General features: G+C 69.1%; 20 protein-coding genes. 19 read left to right on the top strand and 1 reads right to left on the bottom strand.

Going from position 1 to position 21,373, the window contains the following annotated elements; translation table 11 throughout:
• Window positions 1–55 precede the first annotated feature (55 nt).
• From typA to FB381_RS04255, 19 genes are all read left to right on the top strand, one after another.
• Window positions 56–1,948, top strand: a complete 1,893-nt coding sequence (gene typA, locus FB381_RS04345) for a translational GTPase TypA (RefSeq protein WP_141779149.1) — start codon at window positions 56–58, stop codon at window positions 1,946–1,948.
• A 74-nt stretch (window positions 1,949–2,022) separates the two neighbouring features.
• Window positions 2,023–2,901 (top strand): SIS domain-containing protein, encoded by an 879-nt coding sequence (locus FB381_RS04340; protein WP_141779148.1) that lies wholly within the window; start codon window positions 2,023–2,025, stop codon window positions 2,899–2,901.
• The gene (locus FB381_RS04335; RefSeq protein ID WP_141779147.1) at window positions 2,901–3,803 is read left to right on the top strand and encodes an ROK family protein; all 903 of its coding nucleotides are present in this window, start codon (window positions 2,901–2,903) and stop codon (window positions 3,801–3,803) included. Before FB381_RS04340 ends, FB381_RS04335 begins: the two co-directional genes overlap by 1 nt.
• Window positions 3,800–4,798 carry a 1-phosphofructokinase family hexose kinase gene (locus tag FB381_RS04330; protein WP_141779146.1) on the top strand — a complete coding sequence of 333 codons (999 nt, stop codon included), beginning with the start codon at window positions 3,800–3,802 and terminating at the stop codon, window positions 4,796–4,798. The genes FB381_RS04335 and FB381_RS04330 overlap by 4 nt, the downstream gene beginning before the upstream one ends.
• Window positions 4,799–5,632, top strand: coding sequence for a class II fructose-bisphosphate aldolase (locus tag FB381_RS04325; RefSeq protein WP_141779145.1), 834 nt, complete (start codon window positions 4,799–4,801; stop codon window positions 5,630–5,632). It begins immediately after the preceding gene.
• Window positions 5,633–5,823: 191 nt separating this feature from the next.
• Window positions 5,824–7,122 (top strand): ABC transporter substrate-binding protein, encoded by a 1,299-nt coding sequence (locus FB381_RS04320; protein WP_141779144.1) that lies wholly within the window; start codon window positions 5,824–5,826, stop codon window positions 7,120–7,122.
• A 6-nt stretch (window positions 7,123–7,128) separates the two neighbouring features.
• Window positions 7,129–8,094, top strand: coding sequence for a carbohydrate ABC transporter permease (locus tag FB381_RS04315; protein ID WP_141779143.1), 966 nt, complete (start codon window positions 7,129–7,131; stop codon window positions 8,092–8,094).
• Entirely contained in the window at window positions 8,091–8,930 is an 840-nt protein-coding gene (locus FB381_RS04310; protein ID WP_141779142.1) for a carbohydrate ABC transporter permease, read from the top strand. Before FB381_RS04315 ends, FB381_RS04310 begins: the two co-directional genes overlap by 4 nt.
• The gene (locus FB381_RS04305) at window positions 8,927–10,396 is read left to right on the top strand and encodes a GH1 family beta-glucosidase (protein ID WP_141779141.1); all 1,470 of its coding nucleotides are present in this window, start codon (window positions 8,927–8,929) and stop codon (window positions 10,394–10,396) included. Before FB381_RS04310 ends, FB381_RS04305 begins: the two co-directional genes overlap by 4 nt.
• A 14-nt stretch (window positions 10,397–10,410) precedes the next feature.
• Window positions 10,411–11,409: a LacI family DNA-binding transcriptional regulator gene (locus FB381_RS04300; RefSeq protein ID WP_170225047.1), complete on the top strand. Its 999-nt coding sequence runs from the start codon at window positions 10,411–10,413 to the stop codon at window positions 11,407–11,409.
• A 116-nt stretch (window positions 11,410–11,525) separates the two neighbouring features.
• Window positions 11,526–12,050: a diaminobutyrate acetyltransferase gene (gene ectA, locus FB381_RS04295; protein WP_141779139.1), complete on the top strand. Its 525-nt coding sequence runs from the start codon at window positions 11,526–11,528 to the stop codon at window positions 12,048–12,050.
• 102 nt (window positions 12,051–12,152) lie between these two features.
• Window positions 12,153–13,466: a diaminobutyrate--2-oxoglutarate transaminase gene (gene ectB / locus FB381_RS04290; RefSeq protein WP_141779138.1), complete on the top strand. Its 1,314-nt coding sequence runs from the start codon at window positions 12,153–12,155 to the stop codon at window positions 13,464–13,466.
• A gap of 34 nt (window positions 13,467–13,500) precedes the next feature.
• Window positions 13,501–13,917 carry an ectoine synthase gene (locus FB381_RS04285; RefSeq protein WP_141779137.1) on the top strand — a complete coding sequence of 139 codons (417 nt, stop codon included), beginning with the start codon at window positions 13,501–13,503 and terminating at the stop codon, window positions 13,915–13,917.
• Window positions 13,918–13,938: 21 nt separating this feature from the next.
• Window positions 13,939–14,838, top strand: coding sequence for an ectoine hydroxylase (gene thpD, locus FB381_RS04280; protein ID WP_141779136.1), 900 nt, complete (start codon window positions 13,939–13,941; stop codon window positions 14,836–14,838).
• A 131-nt stretch (window positions 14,839–14,969) separates the two neighbouring features.
• On the top strand, window positions 14,970–15,299 hold the full coding sequence (locus tag FB381_RS04275; RefSeq protein WP_141779135.1) for a DUF4333 domain-containing protein: 330 nt from the start codon (window positions 14,970–14,972) through the stop codon (window positions 15,297–15,299).
• A gap of 38 nt (window positions 15,300–15,337) precedes the next feature.
• Complete coding sequence (locus FB381_RS04270; protein WP_141779134.1) at window positions 15,338–15,889, top strand: hypothetical protein; 552 nt, start codon at window positions 15,338–15,340, stop codon at window positions 15,887–15,889.
• 10 nt (window positions 15,890–15,899) lie between these two features.
• The gene (locus tag FB381_RS04265; RefSeq protein WP_141779133.1) at window positions 15,900–16,403 is read left to right on the top strand and encodes a MarR family winged helix-turn-helix transcriptional regulator; all 504 of its coding nucleotides are present in this window, start codon (window positions 15,900–15,902) and stop codon (window positions 16,401–16,403) included.
• A gap of 72 nt (window positions 16,404–16,475) precedes the next feature.
• Entirely contained in the window at window positions 16,476–19,592 is a 3,117-nt protein-coding gene (icmF, locus tag FB381_RS04260) for a fused isobutyryl-CoA mutase/GTPase IcmF (protein ID WP_141779132.1), read from the top strand.
• A 76-nt stretch (window positions 19,593–19,668) separates the two neighbouring features.
• A complete protein-coding gene (locus FB381_RS04255; protein WP_425465437.1) occupies window positions 19,669–20,433 on the top strand; it encodes a helical backbone metal receptor in 765 nt (254 codons plus the stop codon).
• 14 nt (window positions 20,434–20,447) lie between these two features.
• Here the strand turns inward: FB381_RS04255 and FB381_RS04250 are convergent, their stop codons facing one another.
• A complete protein-coding gene (locus tag FB381_RS04250) occupies window positions 20,448–21,302 on the bottom strand; it encodes an oxidoreductase (RefSeq protein WP_141779131.1) in 855 nt (284 codons plus the stop codon).
• Window positions 21,303–21,373: the final 71 nt, after the last annotated feature.

Raw genomic sequence — 21,373 nt, 5'->3', positions numbered from 1 at the left:
GCGGCGGATAGGATCAGGCGTCCCGTCCCGCGCCAGAAATCGAGCCGCTTCGCACATGTCAGAGATCCTCAAGGCCAATCTCCGCAACGTCGCCATCGTTGCGCACGTCGACCACGGCAAGACCACGTTGGTCGACGCCATGCTGCGTCAGGCAGGCACCTTCACCGAACACGAGGCCGAATCGGTCGCCGACCGGGTGATGGACTCCGGCGAGCTCGAGCGCGAGAAGGGCATCACCATCCTCGCGAAGAACACCGCCATCCACTACGCCGGGCCCTCGGCGCCCGAGGGGATGACGATCAACATCATCGACACCCCGGGGCACGCCGACTTCGGTGGCGAGGTCGAGCGCGGTCTCTCGATGGTCGACGGCATCGTCCTGCTGGTCGACGCCTCGGAGGGCCCGCTCCCCCAGACCCGCTTCGTGCTGCGCAAGGCCCTCAACGCCGACATGCCGGTCGTGCTGGTCGTCAACAAGGTCGACCGCCCCGACGCCCGCATCGAGGAGGTCGTCGACGAGACGTACGAGCTCTTCATGGACCTGCTCGACGACTCCCACAGCCAAGACGCGCTCGACTTCCCGGTGATCTACGCCTCCGGCAAGGCCGGCGTGGCGAGCCTGGAGCAGCCCGGCAACGGCGAGCTGCCCGACTCCAAGGACCTCGAGCCGCTCTTCTCCACGATCATGGAGACCATCCCGGCCCCGACCTACGAGGCCGGCGCGCCGCTGCAGGCCCACGTCACCAACCTCGACGCGTCGCCGTTCCTCGGCCGCCTCGCCCTGCTCCGCATCCACCAGGGCACCCTGAAGAAGGGTCAGAGCGTCGCCTGGATGCAGCGCAGCGGTGAGGTCAAGAACGTACGCATCACCGAGCTCCTCATCACCGACGGCCTCGAGCGCAAGCCCGGTGAGCAGGCCGGCCCGGGCGACATCGTCGCCGTCGCCGGCATCCCCGACATCACCATCGGTGAGACGCTGGCCGACCCGGAGAACCCGGTCGCGCTGCCGCTCATCCACGTCGACGAGCCCGCGATCTCGATGACCATCGGCACCAACACCTCGCCGCTGGTCGGCAAGGTCAAGGGCGCCAAGGTGACCGCCCGCCTGGTCAAGGACCGCCTCGACGCCGAGCTCATCGGCAACGTCTCGCTGAAGATCCTCAACACCGAGCGTCCTGACGCCTGGGAGGTCCAGGGTCGTGGCGAGCTGGCGCTGGCGATCCTCGTCGAGCAGATGCGACGCGAGGGCTACGAGCTGACCGTCGGCAAGCCGCAGGTGGTCACCAAGGAGATCGACGGCAAGGTGCACGAGCCCTACGAGCGCCTGACGATCGACGCTCCCGAGGAGCACCTGGGCAGCATCACCGAGCTGCTCGCCCACCGCAAGGGCCGCATGGAGGGCATGACCAACCACGGCACCGGCTGGGTCCGCATGGAGTTCATCGTGCCGGCGCGTGGCCTGATCGGCTTCCGCACCGAGTTCCTCACCGAGACCCGTGGCACCGGCATCGCCCACCACATCTCCGAGGGCTACGACCGCTGGGCCGGCGAGATCCGCTCGCGCAACAACGGCTCGCTCGTCGCCGACCGCGCCGGTGCCGCCACGGCCTACGCCATGACCTCGCTGCAGGAGCGCGGCGTCATGTTCGTCGACCCGGCCACCGAGGTCTACGAGGGCATGATCGTCGGCGAGAACTCCCGCCAGGACGACATGGACGTCAACATCACCAAGGAGAAGCAGCAGACCAACGTCCGCTCCGCCACCTCCGACAACTTCGAGAAGCTCATCCCGCCGAAGAAGCTCTCCCTCGAGCAGTGTCTGGAGTTCTGCCGCGAGGACGAGTGCGTCGAGGTCACCCCCGACATGGTCCGCATCCGCAAGGTCGTGCTCGACCAGAACGAGCGCGCCAAGGTTGCATCAAGGGCTCGTAAGGCCAACAAGGCCTGACCGCTCTCAACGCGCGGCCGTCGACCTTCGGGTCGGCGGCCGCGTTGTCGTCGGTGGTTTGCAACACTTCCTCCATGACGCGTACGCATGTGGAGGCCGAGATCACGAGCCAGCCGTCGACCTGGCGGGAGGCGGCGGCGCTGCTGCCGTCGGTGGCCGGCCTGTTGCCGCGCCGTGGCGAGCGGGTCGCGGTCGTCGGGTGCGGCACGTCGTGGTTCATGGCGATGGCCTACGCCGGGCTGCGGGAAGCCGCAGGCCAGGGCGAGACCGACGCCTTCACGGCATCGGAGTTCCCCACCGCGCGCGCCTATGACCGGGTCGTGGCGATCACCAGGTCCGGCACGACGACCGAGGTGCTGCGGCTGCTCGCCGCGGTGGACGCGCCGACCGTCGCGATCACCGGAGTGCCGCAGGAGCAGGTCAAGGACGTGGCCGACGAGATCATCGGGCTGCCCTTCGCCGATGAGGAGTCGGTCGTGCAGACCCGGTTCGCGACCACCACGCTGGCGCTGCTGCGGGCCCATCTCGGCGATGACGTCGAAGGCTTCGCCGGCGACGCGGAGCGTGCCCTCGCCGCCGACATCACCCCGCACCTGAGCGCTGGGCAGATCAGCTTCGTCGGGCAGGGCTGGACGATCGGGCTCGCCCACGAGGCTGCCCTGAAGACCCGCGAGGCCGCACAGTTCTGGGCCGAGGCCTACCCCGCGATGGACTACCGTCACGGCCCGGTCGCGATCGCCGAACCCGGCCGCGAGGTGTGGTCCTTCGGAGCGGCTCCCGACGGGCTCGCGGAGCAGGTGGCCGCAACCGGTGCCGGCTTCGTGAGCAACGACCTGGACCCGCTGGCACAGCTGGTCCTCGCTCAGCGCGTCGCCGTCGGCCTCGCACTCGCCCGTGACCTCGACCCCGACCGGCCCCGCCACCTGACCCGAGCCGTCGAGCTGCCGGACTGATGCCCCCGACAGTGGCGGCCGTCGACGTCGGCGGCACCGCGATCAAGTACGGCATCCTGCGAGACGGCATCCTCGAGCCCCGGGCCGAGATCGCGACCCCGCTGCGCGGCCCCGACACCGCGCGCGAGGTCGTCGACGTCGTCGCAGAGGCTGTCGCTGACCTGCGGAGACAGTCTGATATCGAGGCGGTCGGGCTGGTCGTGCCCGGCCACGTCGACGCCGAGAGCGGCATCGCGACCCGCTCCGACAATCTCGGTTGGCGCGCGGCTCCGCTCCGCGACCAGGTCGCCGCCCGGGTCGGGCTGCCGGTGGCCTTCGGCCATGACGTACGCGCCGGGGCGCTTGCCGAGGCGAGGCTCGGGGCCGCGCAGGGCCTGCGTGACGTGCTGGTGGTGCCGATCGGCACCGGCATCGCCGCCGGCGTGGTCCTCGACGGCCGGCTCCTCGAGCGCCCCGGGCCGTTCGGCGAGATCGGCCACCTCGACGCCGGCCACACCCGGCCGTGCGTGTGCGGCCGCATCGGCTGCCTGGAGGCGATCGCCTCGGCGGCCGCGATCAGCAGGGCCTACGCCGAGCAGAACGGTCACCCCGCCACCGCGGCCGAGGTCGCGGCACGAGTCGGCCAGGGCGATCCGGTGGCGGCGCTGATCTGGCAGCAGGCGGTGGAGGCGCTGGCTCGCACCCTGGCGCCGTGCGTCACCCTCCTCGCCCCGGATGCCGTCGTGATCGGCGGCGGACTGGCCGGTGCGGGCGACCTGCTGCTGCGCCCGCTGCGCCGAGCGCTCGAGCGGCTCACCCCGCTCGAGATCGACCTCCGGCCCGCCGCGCTCGGCACGCTCGCCGGCTGCACCGGCGCCGGGCTGCTGGCTCTCGACCTGCTCGGTGACGCGGAGGCCGGATGATCCTCACCATCACGCTCAATCCTGCGCTCGACGTGACCTACCGCGTCGACGAGATCGTGCTCCATGGCAGCCACCGGGTGCGCTCGGTGCACGAGCGGGCCGGCGGCAAGGGAGTCAACGTGTCCCGCGTGCTCCATCAGCTCGGACACGCGACCACGGCGACAGGCCTGCTCGGCGGAGTCATCGGCGAGCAGGTCCGCGCTGATCTCGATGCCGCCGGGCTCGACTCTGCGTTCGTCAGCATCGCCGGCACCACACGCCGCACCGTCGCCGTCGCCGACCCCGACGACGTGACCATCTTCAACGAGCCCGGCCCCACCGTCACCGCCGCCGAGCGGGACGGTCTTGCTGACCGGCTCGGACAGCTCGGACGGCGTGCCACCTGCGTCGTCATGTCGGGCAGCCTCCCGGTCGGCCTCGGCCCCGAGACGTACGCCGAGCTCTGCGCCATGCTGAAGACCCTGCCGAGAGCTCTGCCCCAAACCCAGCCGCCCAGCCCAGCAGGGCCCTCCCCCGATCTGACTGACCAGTCAGTCAGATCGCATCCCGCCCTCCTCGTCGACACCTCCGGGCCGGCCCTGATCGCCGCCGCCGAGGCCGGCGCCGACCTGCTCACCCCCAACGCCGCCGAGCTCGCCGACGCGACCGGCATCCACGACCCGTACGCAGCGGCCCGGCACCTCCGCGAGCTGGGCGCAGGCGCAGTCGTGGTCACCAGGGGCCCCGACGGCATGCTCGCCGTCACCCCGGACGGCGTGTGGTCAGCACGCCTCGACGAGCGGCTCGTCGGCAACCCGACCGGCGCCGGAGACGCCGCGACGGCCGCGCTCGCTCTCGGCCAGGCGTCCGCTTCGCGCGGCGTCGACTGGCACCAGTCCCTGCGGGAGGCGGTGGCCTGGTCGGCCGCAGCAGTCCCGGTCGCGCACGCCGGCGAGCTCGACCTCGCCACCCTCGACCGACTCCGCCCCCTCGTCACCGTCACCAAGGAGACCTGAGTGACCCTCACGACCACGGCCGCGCTCATCACCGCCGCCCACGAGGAAGGCCGCGGCGTCGCCGCCTTCAACACGATCAACCTGGAGACCGTCGAGGCGCTCGCCACCGGCGCCGAGGCCGCCAACCGACCTCTCATCGTGCAGATCAGCGAGAACGCGGTCCGCTATCACGGTGGCCTGGCCCCGCTGGCCCAGGCCGCGATCGCGGTCGCGTCCGGCTCGACGATGCCGATGTCGCTCCATCTCGATCACGCGACCTCCGAGCGCCTGGTCGGGGTCGCGGTCGACCTCGGTTTCTCCTCGGTGATGTACGACGCCTCCCAGCTCCCCTATGCGGAGAACCTCGCCCGCACCGCAGCCGTCGTGCAGCGCTGCCACGACCGCGGCGCCCACGTCGAGGCCGAGCTCGGCGAGGTCGGCGGCAAGGACGGCGTACACGCTCCGGGAGCCCGCACCGATCCCACCGAGGCGGCCGAGTTCGTCGGCAGCACCGGCGTCGACGCCCTCGCCGTGGCAGTCGGCTCGAGCCACAAGATGACCACCCGCGACGCCACCCTCGACGTCGACCTCATCGCCGCGTTGGCCCGGGCGGTGAGCGTCCCCCTCGTCCTGCACGGCTCCTCCGGGGTCAGCGACGACGGGCTCCGCGCCGCCATCACCGCCGGGATGACCAAGATCAACGTCGCCACCCAGCTCAACAAGGCCTTCACCGCAGCCGTGCGCGAGCAGCTCGAGACCGACCAGGCTCTGGTCGACCAGCGCAGATACCTCGGCGCCGGCCGCGACGCCATGGCCGCCGAGACCGCGCGCCTCCTGACCGTCATCTCCACCTGACCCCCGTCGAGTCGGCTCGTTCTGACGAGCCGACTCGGCAAATTATTCACCCCAAACATGGAAGCGCTCTCACGTTCACAGATTCGTTACCCGAGCGCTCTTGACACCACCTTGTGACTCCAATCACACTCTGTCTAATCCCGAGAGTGGAAGCGCTCTCACTCCCCACATCGACGTGCAGGAGCACTCCCGTGTCCAAGATCTCCAAGTCCTGGCGCCGCACCCCACGGACGGCCCTGGCCGCGTGTGCGGTCGCCTCTCTCGTCACCGGCCTGACCGCGTGCGGCGGGGGCGGCGGTGACGACGAGCAGTCCGCTCTCGGTAAGGACGACACGCTCACCATCACCACCTTCAGCGAGTTCGGCTATGACGAGCTCATCAAGGAGTGGAACGCCGATCCCGAGCGTCCCTTCAAGGTCAAGCAGACCAAGATCTCCGAGTGGGACACCTGGAAGCAGACCCTCACCACCAGCCTCCAGGCCGGCACCGGCCTGACCGACGTGGTCGCGATCGAGGGCGACGCGATGCCGCAGTTCCTCGCCGAGGGCGCCTCCGACCAGTTCGCCGACATCACCGACCCCGAGCTCGACGACCGGTGGGTCGAATACAAGTACAAGGCCGGCCAGACCACCGACGGCGTACAGATCGGATATCCGACCGACGCCGGCCCGGAGGCGATCTGCTACCGCGCCGACCTGTTCAAGAAGGCCGGCCTACCCTCCGAGCCCGCCGAGGCCGCCAAGCTCTTCACCGACTGGGACACCTACTTCGCCTCCGGTGAGAAGTTCGCCAAGAAGGTCCCGAAGACCAAGTGGTACGACTCCAGCGGCTCGATCGCCCAGGCCATGCTCAACCAGGTGAAGTACCCGTTCCAGACCGAGGACCAGAAGGTCGACGTCGACAACGAAGAGCTGAAGGCCGTCTACGACACCGTCGCGAAGTACACCCCGACGCTCTCCACCCGCGCCGTGCAGTGGAAGGAGGACTGGCAGGCAGCGTTCACCAACGACGGGTTCGCCACCATGCCGTGCCCCGGCTGGATGTTCGCCAACATCAAGTCCTCCGCGCCCGACGTGAAGGGCTGGGCGATCGCCGACGTGTTCCCCGGTGGCGGCGGCAACTGGGGCGGCTCGTTCCTCGCGGTCCCGGCGCAGTCCAAGCACCAGGAGGAGGCCAAGCAGCTGGCCAACTACCTGACCGACGCCGACTCCGAGGTCACCGCGTTCGAGGCGACCGGCAACTTCCCGGCCAACATCGAGGCCCAGGAGACGCTCGCGGCCGAGAACAAGGAAGACCCCTACTTCGGCAACGCCAAGACCGCCGAGATCCTGGCCAACCGCGCCAAGGCGGTGGAGCCCGACCTCCCGTTCAAGGGTGACAAGTACTCCGACATCCTCGGCCTCCTCCAGACCGCGATCCAGCGCGTCGACGAGGGTGCCGACCCGGAGAAGTCGTGGGAGACCTTCACCCAGGCAGTCGGCAGGCTCTAAGCGCAGATGCTCGATCAAGCCTCGCAGGCACGCCGCTCGCCGCAGGGCCCCTCGGCCCTGCGGCAGCGGCTGAGCCGCTGGGACGTGAAGTACGCGCCGTACCTCTTCATCGCGCCCTTCTTCGTCGTCTTCGCGGTCATCGGCCTCTACCCCCTCCTCTACACGGGCTACCTCTCGTTCTTCTCGTGGCCGCGCTTCGGCGCGGAGCACGGCGACGCCGTCGGGTGGGCCAACTACTCCCATGTGCTCTCCGACCCGGTCTTCCGCAAGGCGATCGTCAACACCATCGGGATCTTCCTGCTCTCCTCGGTGCCGCAGGTCATCGTCGCGACCGTCATCGCCGCGCTCCTCGACACCAACCTGCGCGGTCGCTCCTGGTGGCGGATGTCGGTGCTGCTCCCCTACGTCGTCGCACCCGCCGCGGCCGCGCTGATCTGGGGCGCGATCTTCGCCGACAATTCGGGACTCGCCAACGAGATCCTGCGGGTGGTCGGCATCGACCCGATCGGCTGGCACTCCGACCGCTTCGCCAGCTGGACGGCGATCGCGACGATGGTCAACTGGCGCTGGACCGGCTACAACACCCTGATCATCCTGGCCGCGATGCAGGCGGTGCCTCGCGACATCTACGAGTCGGCTTCGATCGACGGCGCCAACCGCGTACGCCAGTTCTGGAACATCACCCTGCCCTCGATCCGGCCCACGATGGTCTTCGTGATCGTCACCTCGACGATGGGTGGCCTGCAGATCTTCACCGAGCCCCGGCTCTTCGACACCAACCTGCAGCACCAGGGCGGCGCCAACTACCAGTTCCAGACCCTGACGATGTACGTCTTCAACACCGCCAACAGCGCGACCGACCCCTATCCACGGGCGGCTGCCGCGGCCTGGCTGCTCTTCCTGCTCATCGTCGGGATCGCCCTGCTCAACTTCCTGGTCACCCGGGCCGTGCAACGTAGGAGTCTGCGATGAGCAGAAGCGTCAACAAACCCGGCTTCCTCGTCTACGGACTCCTGGGAGCGTTCATCCTCGGATCGGTCTTCCCGCTCTACTGGTCCTACGTGCTCGGCACCGTCACCAAGGAGCGGGTGCTGCAGACACCACCCCCGTTCCTCCCGGGAGGCCACTTCCTCGACAACGCCGGCCGCGTCTTCGACCAGATCGACTTCTGGTCGGCGCTGGCCAACTCGGTGATCGTCTCGGCGGCCGGCGCGGTCTCGGTCGTGCTCTTCTCGACCCTGGCCGGCTACGCCTTCGCCAAGCTCCGCTTCCGCGGCTCCAACATGCTGATGGCGTTCATCATCATGACGCTGGCGGTGCCGACCCAGCTGGCGCTGGTGCCGATGCTGAAGCAGTTCAGCAACCTGGGCCTGACCGGCACCCACGCGGCGGTGATCCTGCCGTGGCTGGTGACGGCGTTCGGGGTGTTCTTCATGCGGCAGTACCTGGTCGACGCCATCCCCGACGAGCTCATCGACGCCGCCCGCGTCGACGGCTGCTCGCAGCTGCGCATCGCCTGGACGGTCGCCGTCCCGGCCGCGCGCCCGGCGATGGCGATCCTCGCGCTGTTCACGTTCATGAGCGTGTGGACCGACTTCATGTGGCCGCTCCTGGTGCTGCAGAACTCCGACGTACAGACCCTTCAGACCGCACTCGACCAGCTCAAGATCGCCCCCGGACAGGGGCTGAGCGACCTCGCTCTGCTCCAGGCCGGGACCATCATGGCAACGATCCCGTTGCTGCTGTTGTTCATCGCCACCGGCCGCCACCTGGTGTCCGGCATCATGCAAGGAGCCGTCAAGGGATGACCCTCTCGACACACCCCGCCCACGCCGAACGTACGTTCCCCAAGGACTTCCTCTGGGGCGCGGCGACCGCGTCCTACCAGATCGAGGGAGCCATCGACGAGGACGGACGCACGCCGAGCAACTGGGACACCTTCTCGAAGGTGCCGGGGGCGATCCTCAACGGCGACACCGGCGAGACCGCCTGCGACCACTACCACCGGGTGCCCGAGGACGTCGCGCTGATGAAGCGCCTCAACCTCGCCTCCTACCGCTTCTCGACGGCGTGGCCGCGGATCCGGCCCGACGGCGGGAAGGTCAACCAGGAGGGCCTCGACTTCTACAGCCGCCTCGTCGACGAGCTGCTCGAGGCCGAGATCGCGCCGTGGGTCACGCTCTACCACTGGGACCTGCCGCAGGCGCTCGAGGACCAGGGCGGCTGGACCAACCGCGACACCGCCTACCGGTTCGTCGAGTACGCCACGACCGTCTACGACGCGCTCTCCGACCGCGTCGACCACTGGACCACGCTGAACGAGCCGTGGTGCTCGGCGTTCCTCGGCTACTCCGGCGGCCAGCACGCTCCGGGCCGCCAGGAGGGGGTGGCCGGCATCGTCGCCGCCCACCACCTCATGCTCGGCCACGGCCTCGTGGTCAACGAGCTGCGCGGTCGCGGCGCGACCCCGGAGAACGGCAAGTCGCTGGGCATCACCCTCAACCCGACGGTCGCCGACCCGTACGACCCCGAGCGCCGGGAGGACGTCGACATGACCCGGCGGGTCGACGGGCTGCACAACCGGGTCTTCCTCGACCCGCTGTTCCGGGGCGCGTACGCCGACGACCTGGCCGCCGACACCGAAGGGCTCACCTTCCAGGGCCGGCCGTGGCAGGACTGGGTGCTCGACGGTGACCTGGAGGTCATCTCGGCGCCGCTCGACGTGCTCGGCGTCAACTTCTACTTCGGCAACGCCATCGCGGCGGAGCCGTTCGAGATCGACCCCGACCAGGTGGTGGGCAGCCGGCTCGTCCACTCCGAGATGCCGCGCGGCAACCCCTACCCCGGCGCCGACTTCGTCACCCCGCGCACCGGTCGTGCCACGACCGCGCGCGACTGGGAGATCGACCCGGTCTGGCTGACCCGGCTGCTGACCCGACTCAGCGACGAGTACGGCGCCCCGCCGCTCTACATCACCGAGAACGGTGCCTATTACGACGACGTGGTGGAGGATGGCGCCGTGCACGACACCGCCCGACTCGACTACATCGACCAGCACCTGCGCGCGACCCTCGACGCGATCGAGCAGGGCGCCGACGTACGCGGCTACTTCGCCTGGTCGCTGCTCGACAACTTCGAGTGGAGCTACGGCTACCAGCACCGGTTCGGGATCGTGCACGTCGACTTCGAGACCCAGGAGCGTACGCCGAAGGACAGCGGCCTCTGGTTCGCCGACGTCGCCGCCCACAACCGGGTGCCGGCCCGGAAGGAATAGGCACTGTCGTGAACATGCCCACGCTCGACGAGGTCGCCCGGCTGGCTGGTGTCAGCCGGGCGACCGCGTCGCGTGCCGTCAACGGCGGCTCGCGCGTCTCCGCGCGAGCCGCCGAGGCCGTGGCCGAGGCGGTCAACACGCTCGGCTACGTGCCCAACCCGGCCGCCCGCTCGCTGGTGACGCGCCGCACCGAGACGGTCGCGATGATCGTGCCGGAGCCGGACGAACGCGTCTTCGCCGACCCGTTCTTCGCCCGCACCCTGCACGTCGCGACCCAGGTGCTCTCCCAGCGCGACCTGCAGGTCGTGCTGCTCATCGCCCGCCCGGGCGACGAGATGCAACGTACGCTGCGCTACCTGCGTGGCGGGCACGTCGACGGCGTCATCGTCGTCTCCCACCACCGCAGCGACGCGCTCGCCGACCACCTCGCGGCCATCGGGCTGCCGGCCGCGTTCATCGGCCGGCCGCTGACCGGCGCGGAGAAGGTCTTCTACACCGACCCCGACAACGTGGCCGGCGCCCGTGAGGTCACCCAGATCCTGATCGAGCGCGGCTGCCGCCGCATCGGCACCATCACCGGCCCCGTCGACATGAGCGCCGGCACCGACCGGGCCGCGGGCTGGCGGGCCGCGCTCGACGCCGCCGGCCTCGCCACCGACGCAGCCATCGAGGGTGACTTCACCGAAGACGGCGGCGAGGCCGCCTGCAAGGCCCTGCTGCGCGACCACCCCGACATCGACGGCCTCATGGTCGCCTCCGACCTGATGGCCTCGGGAGCGTTGCGCGCCCTCGGCGCCGCCGGGCTCCGGGTGCCGGACGACGTCGCGGTCGTCGGCTACGACGATCTCGGCATCGCCGAGCGCACCACTCCCCCGCTCACCACGGTCAAGAACCCGATCAGCGCCATGGCCGAGGAGGCCGCCCGGCTCCTCCTCGCCCAGCTCGACGGCACCACGACCGTGCCCCGGCGCATCGTTTTCGCTCCCGAACTGGTGCGGCGTACGTCTGCCTGAACCGGCTGGTTCGCCGCGTTTGGCGCGTTCAAAAATGAGGCGCATCTCACACCTCCCCGCTCGCAGAGCGGACCTGCCGGGCATTCGGGCCGCCAGCCTGTTAACGTCCTGACGCGATGCCACATCGCAACTCGACTGGCAGCGTGCCCCGCCCGGAGTCGGCAACCCGAGTCGACTTCCGCTCACCGAACCTCGAGGACGGTCAGCATCTGTGGCGGATGGCACGGGAAGCGCGGGTACTCGACGTCAACACCTCGTACGCCTACCTGTTGTGGGCGCGCGACTTCGCGGAGACCTCGATCATCGCGACCATCGATGACGACCCTGGAGGATTCGTCACCGGTTACCGGCGCCCGGACGACCCGGAGACGCTGATGATCTGGCAGGTCGCCGTCGGCGACCAGTACCGCGGCCAGGGCTTGGCCAGCCGCATGCTCGACGACCTCGTCGACCGCAGCTCCGACGCTCCGGTGCGCCACCTGGAGACAACCATCACGGCCGACAACAGCGCCTCCATCGCGCTGTTCACCTCGTTCGCGAACGCACGCAAGGCGCCGATCGAGCGCACGCCGCTCTTCGAGGCCGAGATGTTCCCGGACGGCCACGACGCGGAGCTGCTCTTCCGCATCGGCCCGTTCTGACCGCTCGACCCGACCCGAACCGCACCCCGGTCCGCCTGGGCGCGTGCGCCCGCGTTCTCGGGGGGCGACGACACATCGACAACCCACGGAGGTGTCATACCCATGACTACGACCACCGACAACACCCACACCGACACGCCCCAGACCGGTGGCGACATCTCGATCTTCGAGTCCCTGGAGTCCCAGGTCCGCAGCTACTGCCGCAACTGGCCCGCCGTGATGACCCACTCGCAGGGCTCCACGGTCACCAGCGAGGACGGGCGTGAGTTCCTCGACTTCTTCGCCGGTGCCGGCGCGCTCAACTACGGCCACAACAACCCCGCGCTGCTCGAGCCGCTGCTCGACTACCTGCGCGAGGGCCGCATCCTGCACTCGCTGGACATGCACACCAGCGCCAAGCGCGACTTCCTGCAGGCCTTCTCCGACCTGATCCTCAAGCCGCGCGACCTCGACTACAAGGTGATGTTCCCCGGCCCGACGGGCACCAACTCCGTCGAGGCCGCGCTCAAGCTGGCCCGCAAGGTGACCGGCCGCCAGCACGTGCTGTCGTTCACCAACGCCTTCCACGGGATGACCCTCGGCTCGCTGGCCGTGACCGGCAACTCGATGAAGCGCAAGGGCGCCGGCATCCCGCTGACCAACAGCTCGAAGATCCCCTACGACGACTACTTCAACGGTGCCGTCGACGACTTCATGTGGCTCGAGCGGGTGCTCCAGGACAGCGGCTCCGGCGTCGACAAGCCCGCCGCGATCATCGTCGAGTCCGTGCAGGGCGAGGGTGGCCTCAACGGCGCCCGGCTGGAGTGGCTCAAGGCGCTCTCCGACCTGTGCCGTGAGCACGACATCCTCCTGATCGTCGACGACGTGCAGGCCGGCTGCGGCCGCACCGGCACCTTCTTCAGCTTCGAGGAGGCCGGGTTCACCCCCGACATCGTCTGCCTCTCGAAGTCGATCTCCGGTTTCGGTCTGCCGATGGCGCTGACCCTGTTCCGCCCCGAGCTGGACCAGTTCGAGCCGGGCGAGCACAACGGCACCTTCCGTGGCCACAACCTCGCCTTCGTCACCGGTCGGGTGGCACTGGAGAAGTTCTGGGCCGACGAGACCTTCCAGAACGAGGTCCAGGCGAAGGCCGACGAGCTGCGTGCTGGTCTGACGAAGATCGCCGAGCGGTACGAGGGCGCGTCCGTCCGCGGTCGTGGCTTCCTGACCGGCATCTTCTTCCCGGACGTCGAGGCGGCCGGGAAGATCGCGGCAGCGGCGTACGAGATGGGGCTGCTGGTCGAGACCTCCGGACCCTCCGACGAGGTGCTCAAGACGATGCCGCCGCTGACCACGACCTCCGAGGAGCTCGCCAGCGGTCTGGCCATCATCGAGAAGGCCGCCGTGTCGGTCCTCGGTGACGGCAACCCGGCCTGACCACTCACTCCCTCAACACCTGAATCGAGACATCATGCGCGTCACCTACCTGGAAGACCTCAACGGCACCGACCGCGACGTCAGCGTCGAGGGCGAGCACGGCAACTGGCGCAGCCGCCGGATCGTGCTCGCCCGTGAAGGCGTCGGCTTCTCCTTCCACGAGACCAACATCCCCGCGGGGACGACCAACGAGTTCTGGTACGCCAACCACATCGAGGCCGTCTACTGCGTCGCCGGCGAGGGCGAGCTCCTCGACCGCGAGACCGGCGAGACGTACGAGATCCGCGATGGCATGTGCTACCTGCTGGACAAGCACGACAAGCACACGGTCACCGCGAAGAAGGACCTGCGCCTGATCTGCACCTTCAACCCGCCGGTCACCGGCCGCGAGGTGCACGACGAGAACGGCGTCTACCCGCTCCTGACGGAGTCTGGCGCCGAGACGAAGTAAACCGACCGAGGAGGTAACTGCATGACCGCTACCATCGAACACGCCAATGACGTGTACCCCACTCGCCTCGATGGCGGCTACGGCGTGCTCCCCCGCCACGACCAGGTGGTCTGGGGCACGACGGAAGACGGGCCGATGGACCAGCAGTCGCTCGAGTCCTACGACGAGAACGGCTATCTGGCCATCCCGGAACTCATCACCCCAGAGGAGGTCGATGAGCTGCGGGCCGAGCGGCAGCGGCTCTGCAACGATCCCTCGATCCTCAACGACGAACGCACCATCGTCGAGACCGCCTCGCAGGAGGTGCGCTCGATCTTCGAGGTGCACAAGATCAGCGATGTCATCGCCCGGCTGGCCGCCGACCCACGCGTGGCCGGCCGGGCGCGGCAGGTTCTCGGCTCCGACGTCTACATCCACCAGAGCCGGATCAACTTCAAGCCCGGTTTCGGCGGCGGCGACTTCGCGTGGCACTCCGACTTCGAGACCTGGCACGCAGAAGACGGTCTGCCCCGGATGCGCACGGTGAGCATCTCGATCTCGCTGACCGACAACCACTCCTACAACGGGCCGCTGATGATCATGCCCGGCACGCACCGGTCGTACGTCTCGTGCGGCGGCACCACGCCCGAGGACAACTACAAGGCCTCGCTGATGATGCAGGGCGCCGGAGTCCCCGACACGAAGACGCTCACGAAGATGGCCGACACCTACGGCATCGACGTGCTGGCCGGCGCGGCCGGCAGTGCGGTCATGTTCGACTGCAACTGCATGCACGGCTCCAACGGCAACATCACGCCCTACCCGCGCTCGAACGTCTTCTTGGTGTTCAACAGCGTGGAGAACACCGCGGTCGAGCCCTTCTCGGCCACGAAGCCGCGCCCCACGTTCATCGGGGCACGCGACTTCACCCCGGTGGGCTGATCGCAACCGGCGCCGAGTCGGCTCGTCATGACGAGCCGACTCGGCGCCGCTTTCGGTTGGTCCGGCGGGGCGTACCTCTCCCTGGTCCGGCCGGACCGCGCGCTGTCGGCTCAGCCCACTACTCTGAGCCCATGACACGCACCCGCGCCATCTCGGGCGCCCTGACCGGCGCGGCCCTGCTCGTGCTGTCGTTGAGCCTGACGGCCTGCGGCGACTCGGAGAAGGACTACGTGCAGGAGAAGACCGTCGAGCGGATCGCGACCGAGCAGCTCACCAACGCCGTCGGCGTCACGCCCGAGGATCTCGACTGCCCGGGCGACCTGGAGGGCAAGGTCGGCACCAAGATGACCTGTGTGCTCACCTCCGAGGGCAAGGACTACGACGCCATCATCACCGTCGACGACGTCGAGCGGGGCCGGGTGCACTTCCAGATCGACGTGCCTCCGAACGCGGAACAGTAGGTCCACAAGAGCCCCTCGAACAGATAACCTGTTGAATCGTGTCCCCTCATGCACGGCCGTTCTTCGACCATGTCGCGCGCGTGTGCGTCGGCACGCCCTACAAGGCGACCGAGACCTCGCGCGGCTTCGACGTGGAGCTCGACCTCAACGACCCGCAGTGGCACCCCCAGCTGCAGAAGGCCAAGCTGAGCTGGGTCTTCACCTACCACGTCTCGACGCCGTCGCGGCACTCCTACGCGATCATCGAGGACACCCGCAGCATCGTCTGGTTCGGCGACGTGCCGCACACGCAGCGGACCGGTGTGCGTCGCATCGAGGCCAAGGACGAGCAGACCGACCAGGGCATGTGGACGGTGCACGACCCCGAGGCCGTGCCTGACCTGGACCAATACCGTTTCGACGCCGAAGAGGGCCGCACTCTGATCACCAGCGTCGCCCGTCTCTACGCCCTGCAGCAGCGCGGTGCGCGACACGAGGGCGCGGGCTTCTCCGTCGCCGTGGGGCTGGTCGTGACCCTCTCGGTGATCGCGACCGTCATCGGCCTGGCCGTGATCCTCAACCTGCTCGGCACTTTCGACGCATCCATGTGATGCTGATCGCATGGATCCCATCCGTGAGGCGCAACGGCAATGGATCGCGCACGGTTGGGACGCAGCCGCCGACGGCATGGCACTGGTCACCTCGCTCGCGCGCGTCCACCAGCTCGTCATGGAGCGCATCGACGCCTCGCTGCGCCCCCACGACCTCTCCTTCGCGCGCTACGAGGTGCTCCGGCTCCTCGCCTTCACCCACGGCGGCGAGCTGCCGATGGCGAAACTCGGCTCCCGCCTCCAGGTCCACCCCGCGTCGGTGACGAGCGCCGTCGGCCGGCTGGAGAAGCAGAGCCTCGTACGCCGCGCCCGCTCGGAGACCGACCGGCGTGTGGTGCTCGCCGCCATCACCGACGAGGGACGCGAGGCCGTCGAGGCCGCCACCGTCTCGCTCAACACCGAAGTCTTCGAGAAGCCGGGGATCGAGGAGGTGCGCGAGCTGACCGCGCTGCTCTCCCAGCTCCGGGAGGCCTCGGGGGATTCGGTCGGGACGAGCATGCGGACTGGCGAGTAGCGCCCGGACGACTTATCCTGGTAATTACTTGGACGTCCAACTATTTTACCGACGACTGGCGGAGCACCCCGAATGACCGACCTCCACATCCCCCAGCACCACGTGCGGATCGTGACTGCGAGCAGCCTGTTCGACGGGCATGACGCGGCGATCAACATCATGCGCCGCATCTTCCAGGCACAGGGGTGCGAGGTGATCCACCTCGGCCACAACCGTTCGGTCACCGAGATCGCCGACGCCGCCGTGCAGGAGGACGCCCACTGCGTGGCCGTCTCCTCCTACCAGGGCGGCCACGTGGAGTTCTTCGAGTATCTCGTCTCCGCGCTCAAGGATCGCGGCGCCGGCCACGTGAAGGTCGTCGGCGGTGGCGGCGGCGTGATCGTGCCCTACGAGATCGAGCGGCTCGCCAACTCGGGCGTCAAGATCTTCTCCCCCGAGGAGGGCCAGCGGATGGGCCTGCCGGGGATGATCAACTCGGTGGTGCGCGACATCGACCGCGACCTGTGGCCGATCTTCAACGTCACCCCCAACGGGGTGATCGCCGGCTACGGACACTCCATCGGGCGTGCGATCACGGGTGCCGAGCAGGGCCGGCTCCCCGACGACTTCCTGGCGCGCCTGCACGAGGCCGACCAGGCCGTCGTGCTCGGCGTCACCGGCACCGGTGGATCGGGCAAGTCCTCCCTCACCGACGAGCTGGTCCGGCGCCTGCGCATCGACCAGGAGGACAAGATCCGCGTCGGCGTGCTCGCCATCGACCCGACGCGACGACGCGGCGGCGGCGCGCTCCTCGGCGACCGCATCCGGATGAACTCGCTCGCCGCGATCACCGACGGTGGCTCGACCACCTTCTACCGCTCGCTGGCGACCCGCGGCGGCCACGAGGTGCCCGATCACTTCGCCGAGGTGCTCTCGGTGATGAAGGCCTCCGTCGACCTGGTGATCGTCGAGACCCCCGGCATCGGACAGGGCGACACCGGCATCAGCGACTTCGTCGACGTCTCGCTCTACGTGATGACCCCCGAGTTCGGTGCCGCCAGCCAGCTCGAGAAGATCGACATGCTCGACTTCGCCGACGTCGTGGCGATCAACAAGTTCGAGCGTCGCGGCGCCGAGGACGCGCTGCGCGACGTCTCGCGCCAGCTCGTGCGCAACCGGGAAGCGTTCACCTCCTCCCCCGACGAGATGCCGGTCTACGGCACCTCCGCGGCCGCCTTCGACGACGACGGCGTCACCGCGCTCTACCAGCACCTGCGCGGCCTGCTCGCCGAGTCCGGGCTCGTGCTCGGCGAGGGTGTGCTCCCCCGGGTCGAGACCCGGCACTCCACCGGGCTGCACCCGAGCATCCCCGAGAAGCGGGTGCGCTACCTGGCCGAGATCGCCGGCAGCGTACGCGACTATCACGCCGCGACCGACGATCTCGTGGCCGCCGCACGCAAGGAGCAGGCCTACGAGATCGTGGCCGCCGACCACCCCGAGCTCGACGTGCCCGCCGGGGACCTCCCCGAAGACCTGCGCACCCAGCTGGCCTCCTGGGAGGAGACGAAGGCGACGTACGCCGCCGACGACAGCGGCCGCACGTCGTTGTCGGGCAACTACATCCCGCGGGTCTCGACCCCGGGCTACACCGACCGCGGCGAGCTGACCCGGTTCCTGCGCCGGGAGAACCTCCCGGGCTTCTTCCCGTTCACGGCAGGTGTCTTCCCCTACAAGCGTGCGAACGAGGACCCGGCGCGGATGTTCGCCGGCGAGGGTGACCCGTTCCGCACCAACCGCCGCTTCAAGCTGCTCTCCGAGGGCCAGCCCGCCACGCGGCTCTCGACCGCGTTCGACTCGGTGACGCTCTACGGCCGCGACCCCGGCCTGCGCCCCGACATCTACGGCAAGGTCGGCACCTCCGGCGTCTCGGTGGCGACGCTGGACGACATGAAGGCGCTCTACGACGGCTTCGACCTGCTCGCCCCGACCACCTCGGTCTCGATGACGATCAACGGGCCGGCGCCGACGATCCTGGCGTTCTTCCTCAACACGGTGATGGACCAGGCGCGCGAGCGCGGCATCGACCCCTACGAGGCCATCAAGACGGTGCGCGGCACCGTGCAGGCCGACATCCTCAAGGAGGACCAGGGGCAGAACACCTGCCTGTTCTCCACCGAGTTCTCGTTGCGCTGCATGGCCGACATCCAGGAGTGGTTCATCGAGCAGGAGGTCCGCAACTTCTACTCCGTCTCGATCTCCGGCTACCACATCGCCGAGGCCGGGGCGAACCCCATCTCCCAGCTCGCCTTCACGCTGGCCAACGGGTTCACCTACGTCGAGTCCTACCTGGCTCGCGGGATGTCGATCGACGACTTCGCACCCAACCTGTCGTTCTTCTTCTCCAACGGGATGGACCCCGAGTACTCGGTGATCGGCCGCGTCGCCCGCCGGATCTGGGCGGTCGCGATGCGCGACCGCTACGGCGCCTCGGAGCGCTCGCAGAAGCTGAAGTACCACATCCAGACGAGCGGGCGATCGCTGCACGCGCAGGAGATGGACTTCAACGACATCCGCACCACGCTGCAGGCGCTGATCGCGATCTACGACAACGCCCAGTCGCTGCACACCAACGCTTTCGACGAGGCCGTCACGACGCCGTCGGAGGAGTCCGTACGCCGCGCCCTGGCGATCCAGCTGATCATCAACCGCGAGTGGGGCCTGGCTTTCAACGAGAACCCGCTCCAGGGCTCCTACATCATCGACGAGCTCACCGACCTCGTCGAGGAGGCCGTGCTCAAGGAGTTCGACCGCATCTCCGAGCGCGGCGGCGTGCTCGGCGCCATGGAGACCGGCTACCAGCGCGGCAAGATCCAGGACGAGTCGATGCTCTACGAGCACCGCAAGCACGACGGCACGCTGCCGCTCATCGGCGTCAACACCTTCGTCCGCGACACCAACGGCGAACCGGCCGGACCGGTCGAGCTCGCCCGCGCCACGGAGAAGGAGAAGAAGTCGCAGCTGGACCGCGTGCACGACTTCCAGACCGCCCACGCGAGCGAGGCGGAGGCCGCGATCCAGCGTCTCAAGCAGGCCGCCACCTCCGACGAGAACGTCTTCGCCGCGCTCATGGACGCGGCTCGGGTCTGCTCGCTCGGCCAGGTCACCGAGGCGTTCTTCGAGGTCGGCGGGCAGTATCGACGCAATGTGTGAGGTGTGGCTGTTCACCGAGGTAACTCGGTGAACAGCCACTGCCCTCGTGGAGTTCCGCAAAGGAAGCGAGCGTTGAGTGAGTTACCTCGGTGAGCATTCACCCCGCGACGACCTCGGCACCGCCTATGACGGCCCGCACCCGGCGACCCGGGTGGTCTGTCTGGTCCCGTCGCTGACCGAGGCACTCGCCTCGGTCGCGGCCGACCGGCTGGTCGGCGCGACCGAGTGGTGCACGCATCCGGTCGACCTCGACGTGCCCCGTGTGCGCGGCACCAAGAACCCTGACCTGGCCGCGATCGTGGCGCTGGCACCGGACGTCGTCGTGGCCAACAAGGAGGAGAACCGAGAGCTCGACGTACGCCGCCTGCGCGAGCGCGGCGTACGGGTCTGGGTCACCGACATCGAGACCGTCCCCGACGCGATCGACTCGATGGAGAGGCTCCTCGACGGGCTCGGCTGGAGCCGCCCTCCCTGGCTCGCGGAGGCCCGCCGGCTCTGGTGCGGTCCGCTCCCTCCGGTCACCCGGAGGGTCGTCGTGCCGATCTGGCGCGACCCGTGGATGGTGGTCGGGTCGCGTACGTTCACCGGCGACCTGCTGCGGCGGCTCGGCTGGGAGAACGTCTACGACCCGCATGCCGACCGCTACCCGCACGTCGACCTGGCCGACGTCGACGCTGCTGGCGCCGACGTCGCGCTGCTCCCCGACGAGCCGTACGTCTTCACCGCCGACGACGGCCCGGAGGCGTTCGTGCGGACCCCGACCGAGCTGGTCAGCGGGCGCCTGATCACCTGGTACGGGCCCAGCCTCATCGAGGCGGCCGCACTGGCCTCCTCCGGTTAACTGGCCTTCTAGGGCTAGCGACCGATCGCGTCCAGCTCGGCCAGATCGTCGGGCCCGAGCTCGAGGGCTGCGCCGGCGACGTTGTCCCGCAGATGCTCCACCGACGAGGTGCCGGGGATGAGCAGGATGTTGGGTGAACGCTGGAGCAGCCAGGCCAGCGCCACCGCCATCCGGCCGGCACCCAACCTGTCGGCCACGGCGTCGAGAGCCCCGGACTGGAGCGGCGTGAACCCGCCGAGCGGGAAGTAGGGGACATAGGCGATGCCCTGCGCGGCCAGCGAGTCGATCAGGTCGTCGTCGCCCCGGTTGGCCAGGTTGTAGAGGTTCTGCACGCCGACGACCGGCGCTACCTCCTGTGCCGCGGCGAGCTGCTCCGCGCTCGCCTCGCTGATCCCGAGGTGACGGATCAGGCCCTGCTGCTGGAGCTCGGCCAGGACGGCGTATCGCTCGGCGACATCGCCGGCGTCGCCGTCCATCACCCGCAGGTTGACGACGTCGAGCGTCTCGAGGCCGAGGTTGTCGAGGTTGGAGTGCACAGCGGCGCGCAGCTCGTCGGCGGAGCTCGCCGGGAGCCAGGCACCCTCGGCATCGCGGCGCGCGCCGACCTTGGTGACGATGTGCAGACTCTCGGGGTAGGGGTGCAGCGCCTCCTTGATGATCTGGTTGGTGACGTACGGCCCGTAGAAGTCGCTGGTGTCGATGTGGTCGATGCCCAGGTCGAGCGCCTCCCGGAGCACCGCGATCGCGGCGTCCCGGTCGGCCGGAGGCCCGAACACGTGCGGCCCCGCGAGCTGCATCGCGCCGTACCCCATCCGGCGCACGGTGAGATCGCCGAGCGTGTAGGTGCTGTGCGTGGTGGTGTCGGTCATTGATGTTCCTCTCCTCGGATGTCTCCAGCATCTCTCGCCGAAGACGGCCCAGGGAGAGGGCCGCTGATCCT

This window comes from Nocardioides albertanoniae (assembly GCF_006716315.1).
GTDB lineage: Bacteria > Actinomycetota > Actinomycetes > Propionibacteriales > Nocardioidaceae > Nocardioides > Nocardioides albertanoniae.
The sequence above is the reverse complement of the archived record's forward strand: the minus strand, read 5'-3'. Positions and strand labels throughout refer to the sequence as shown.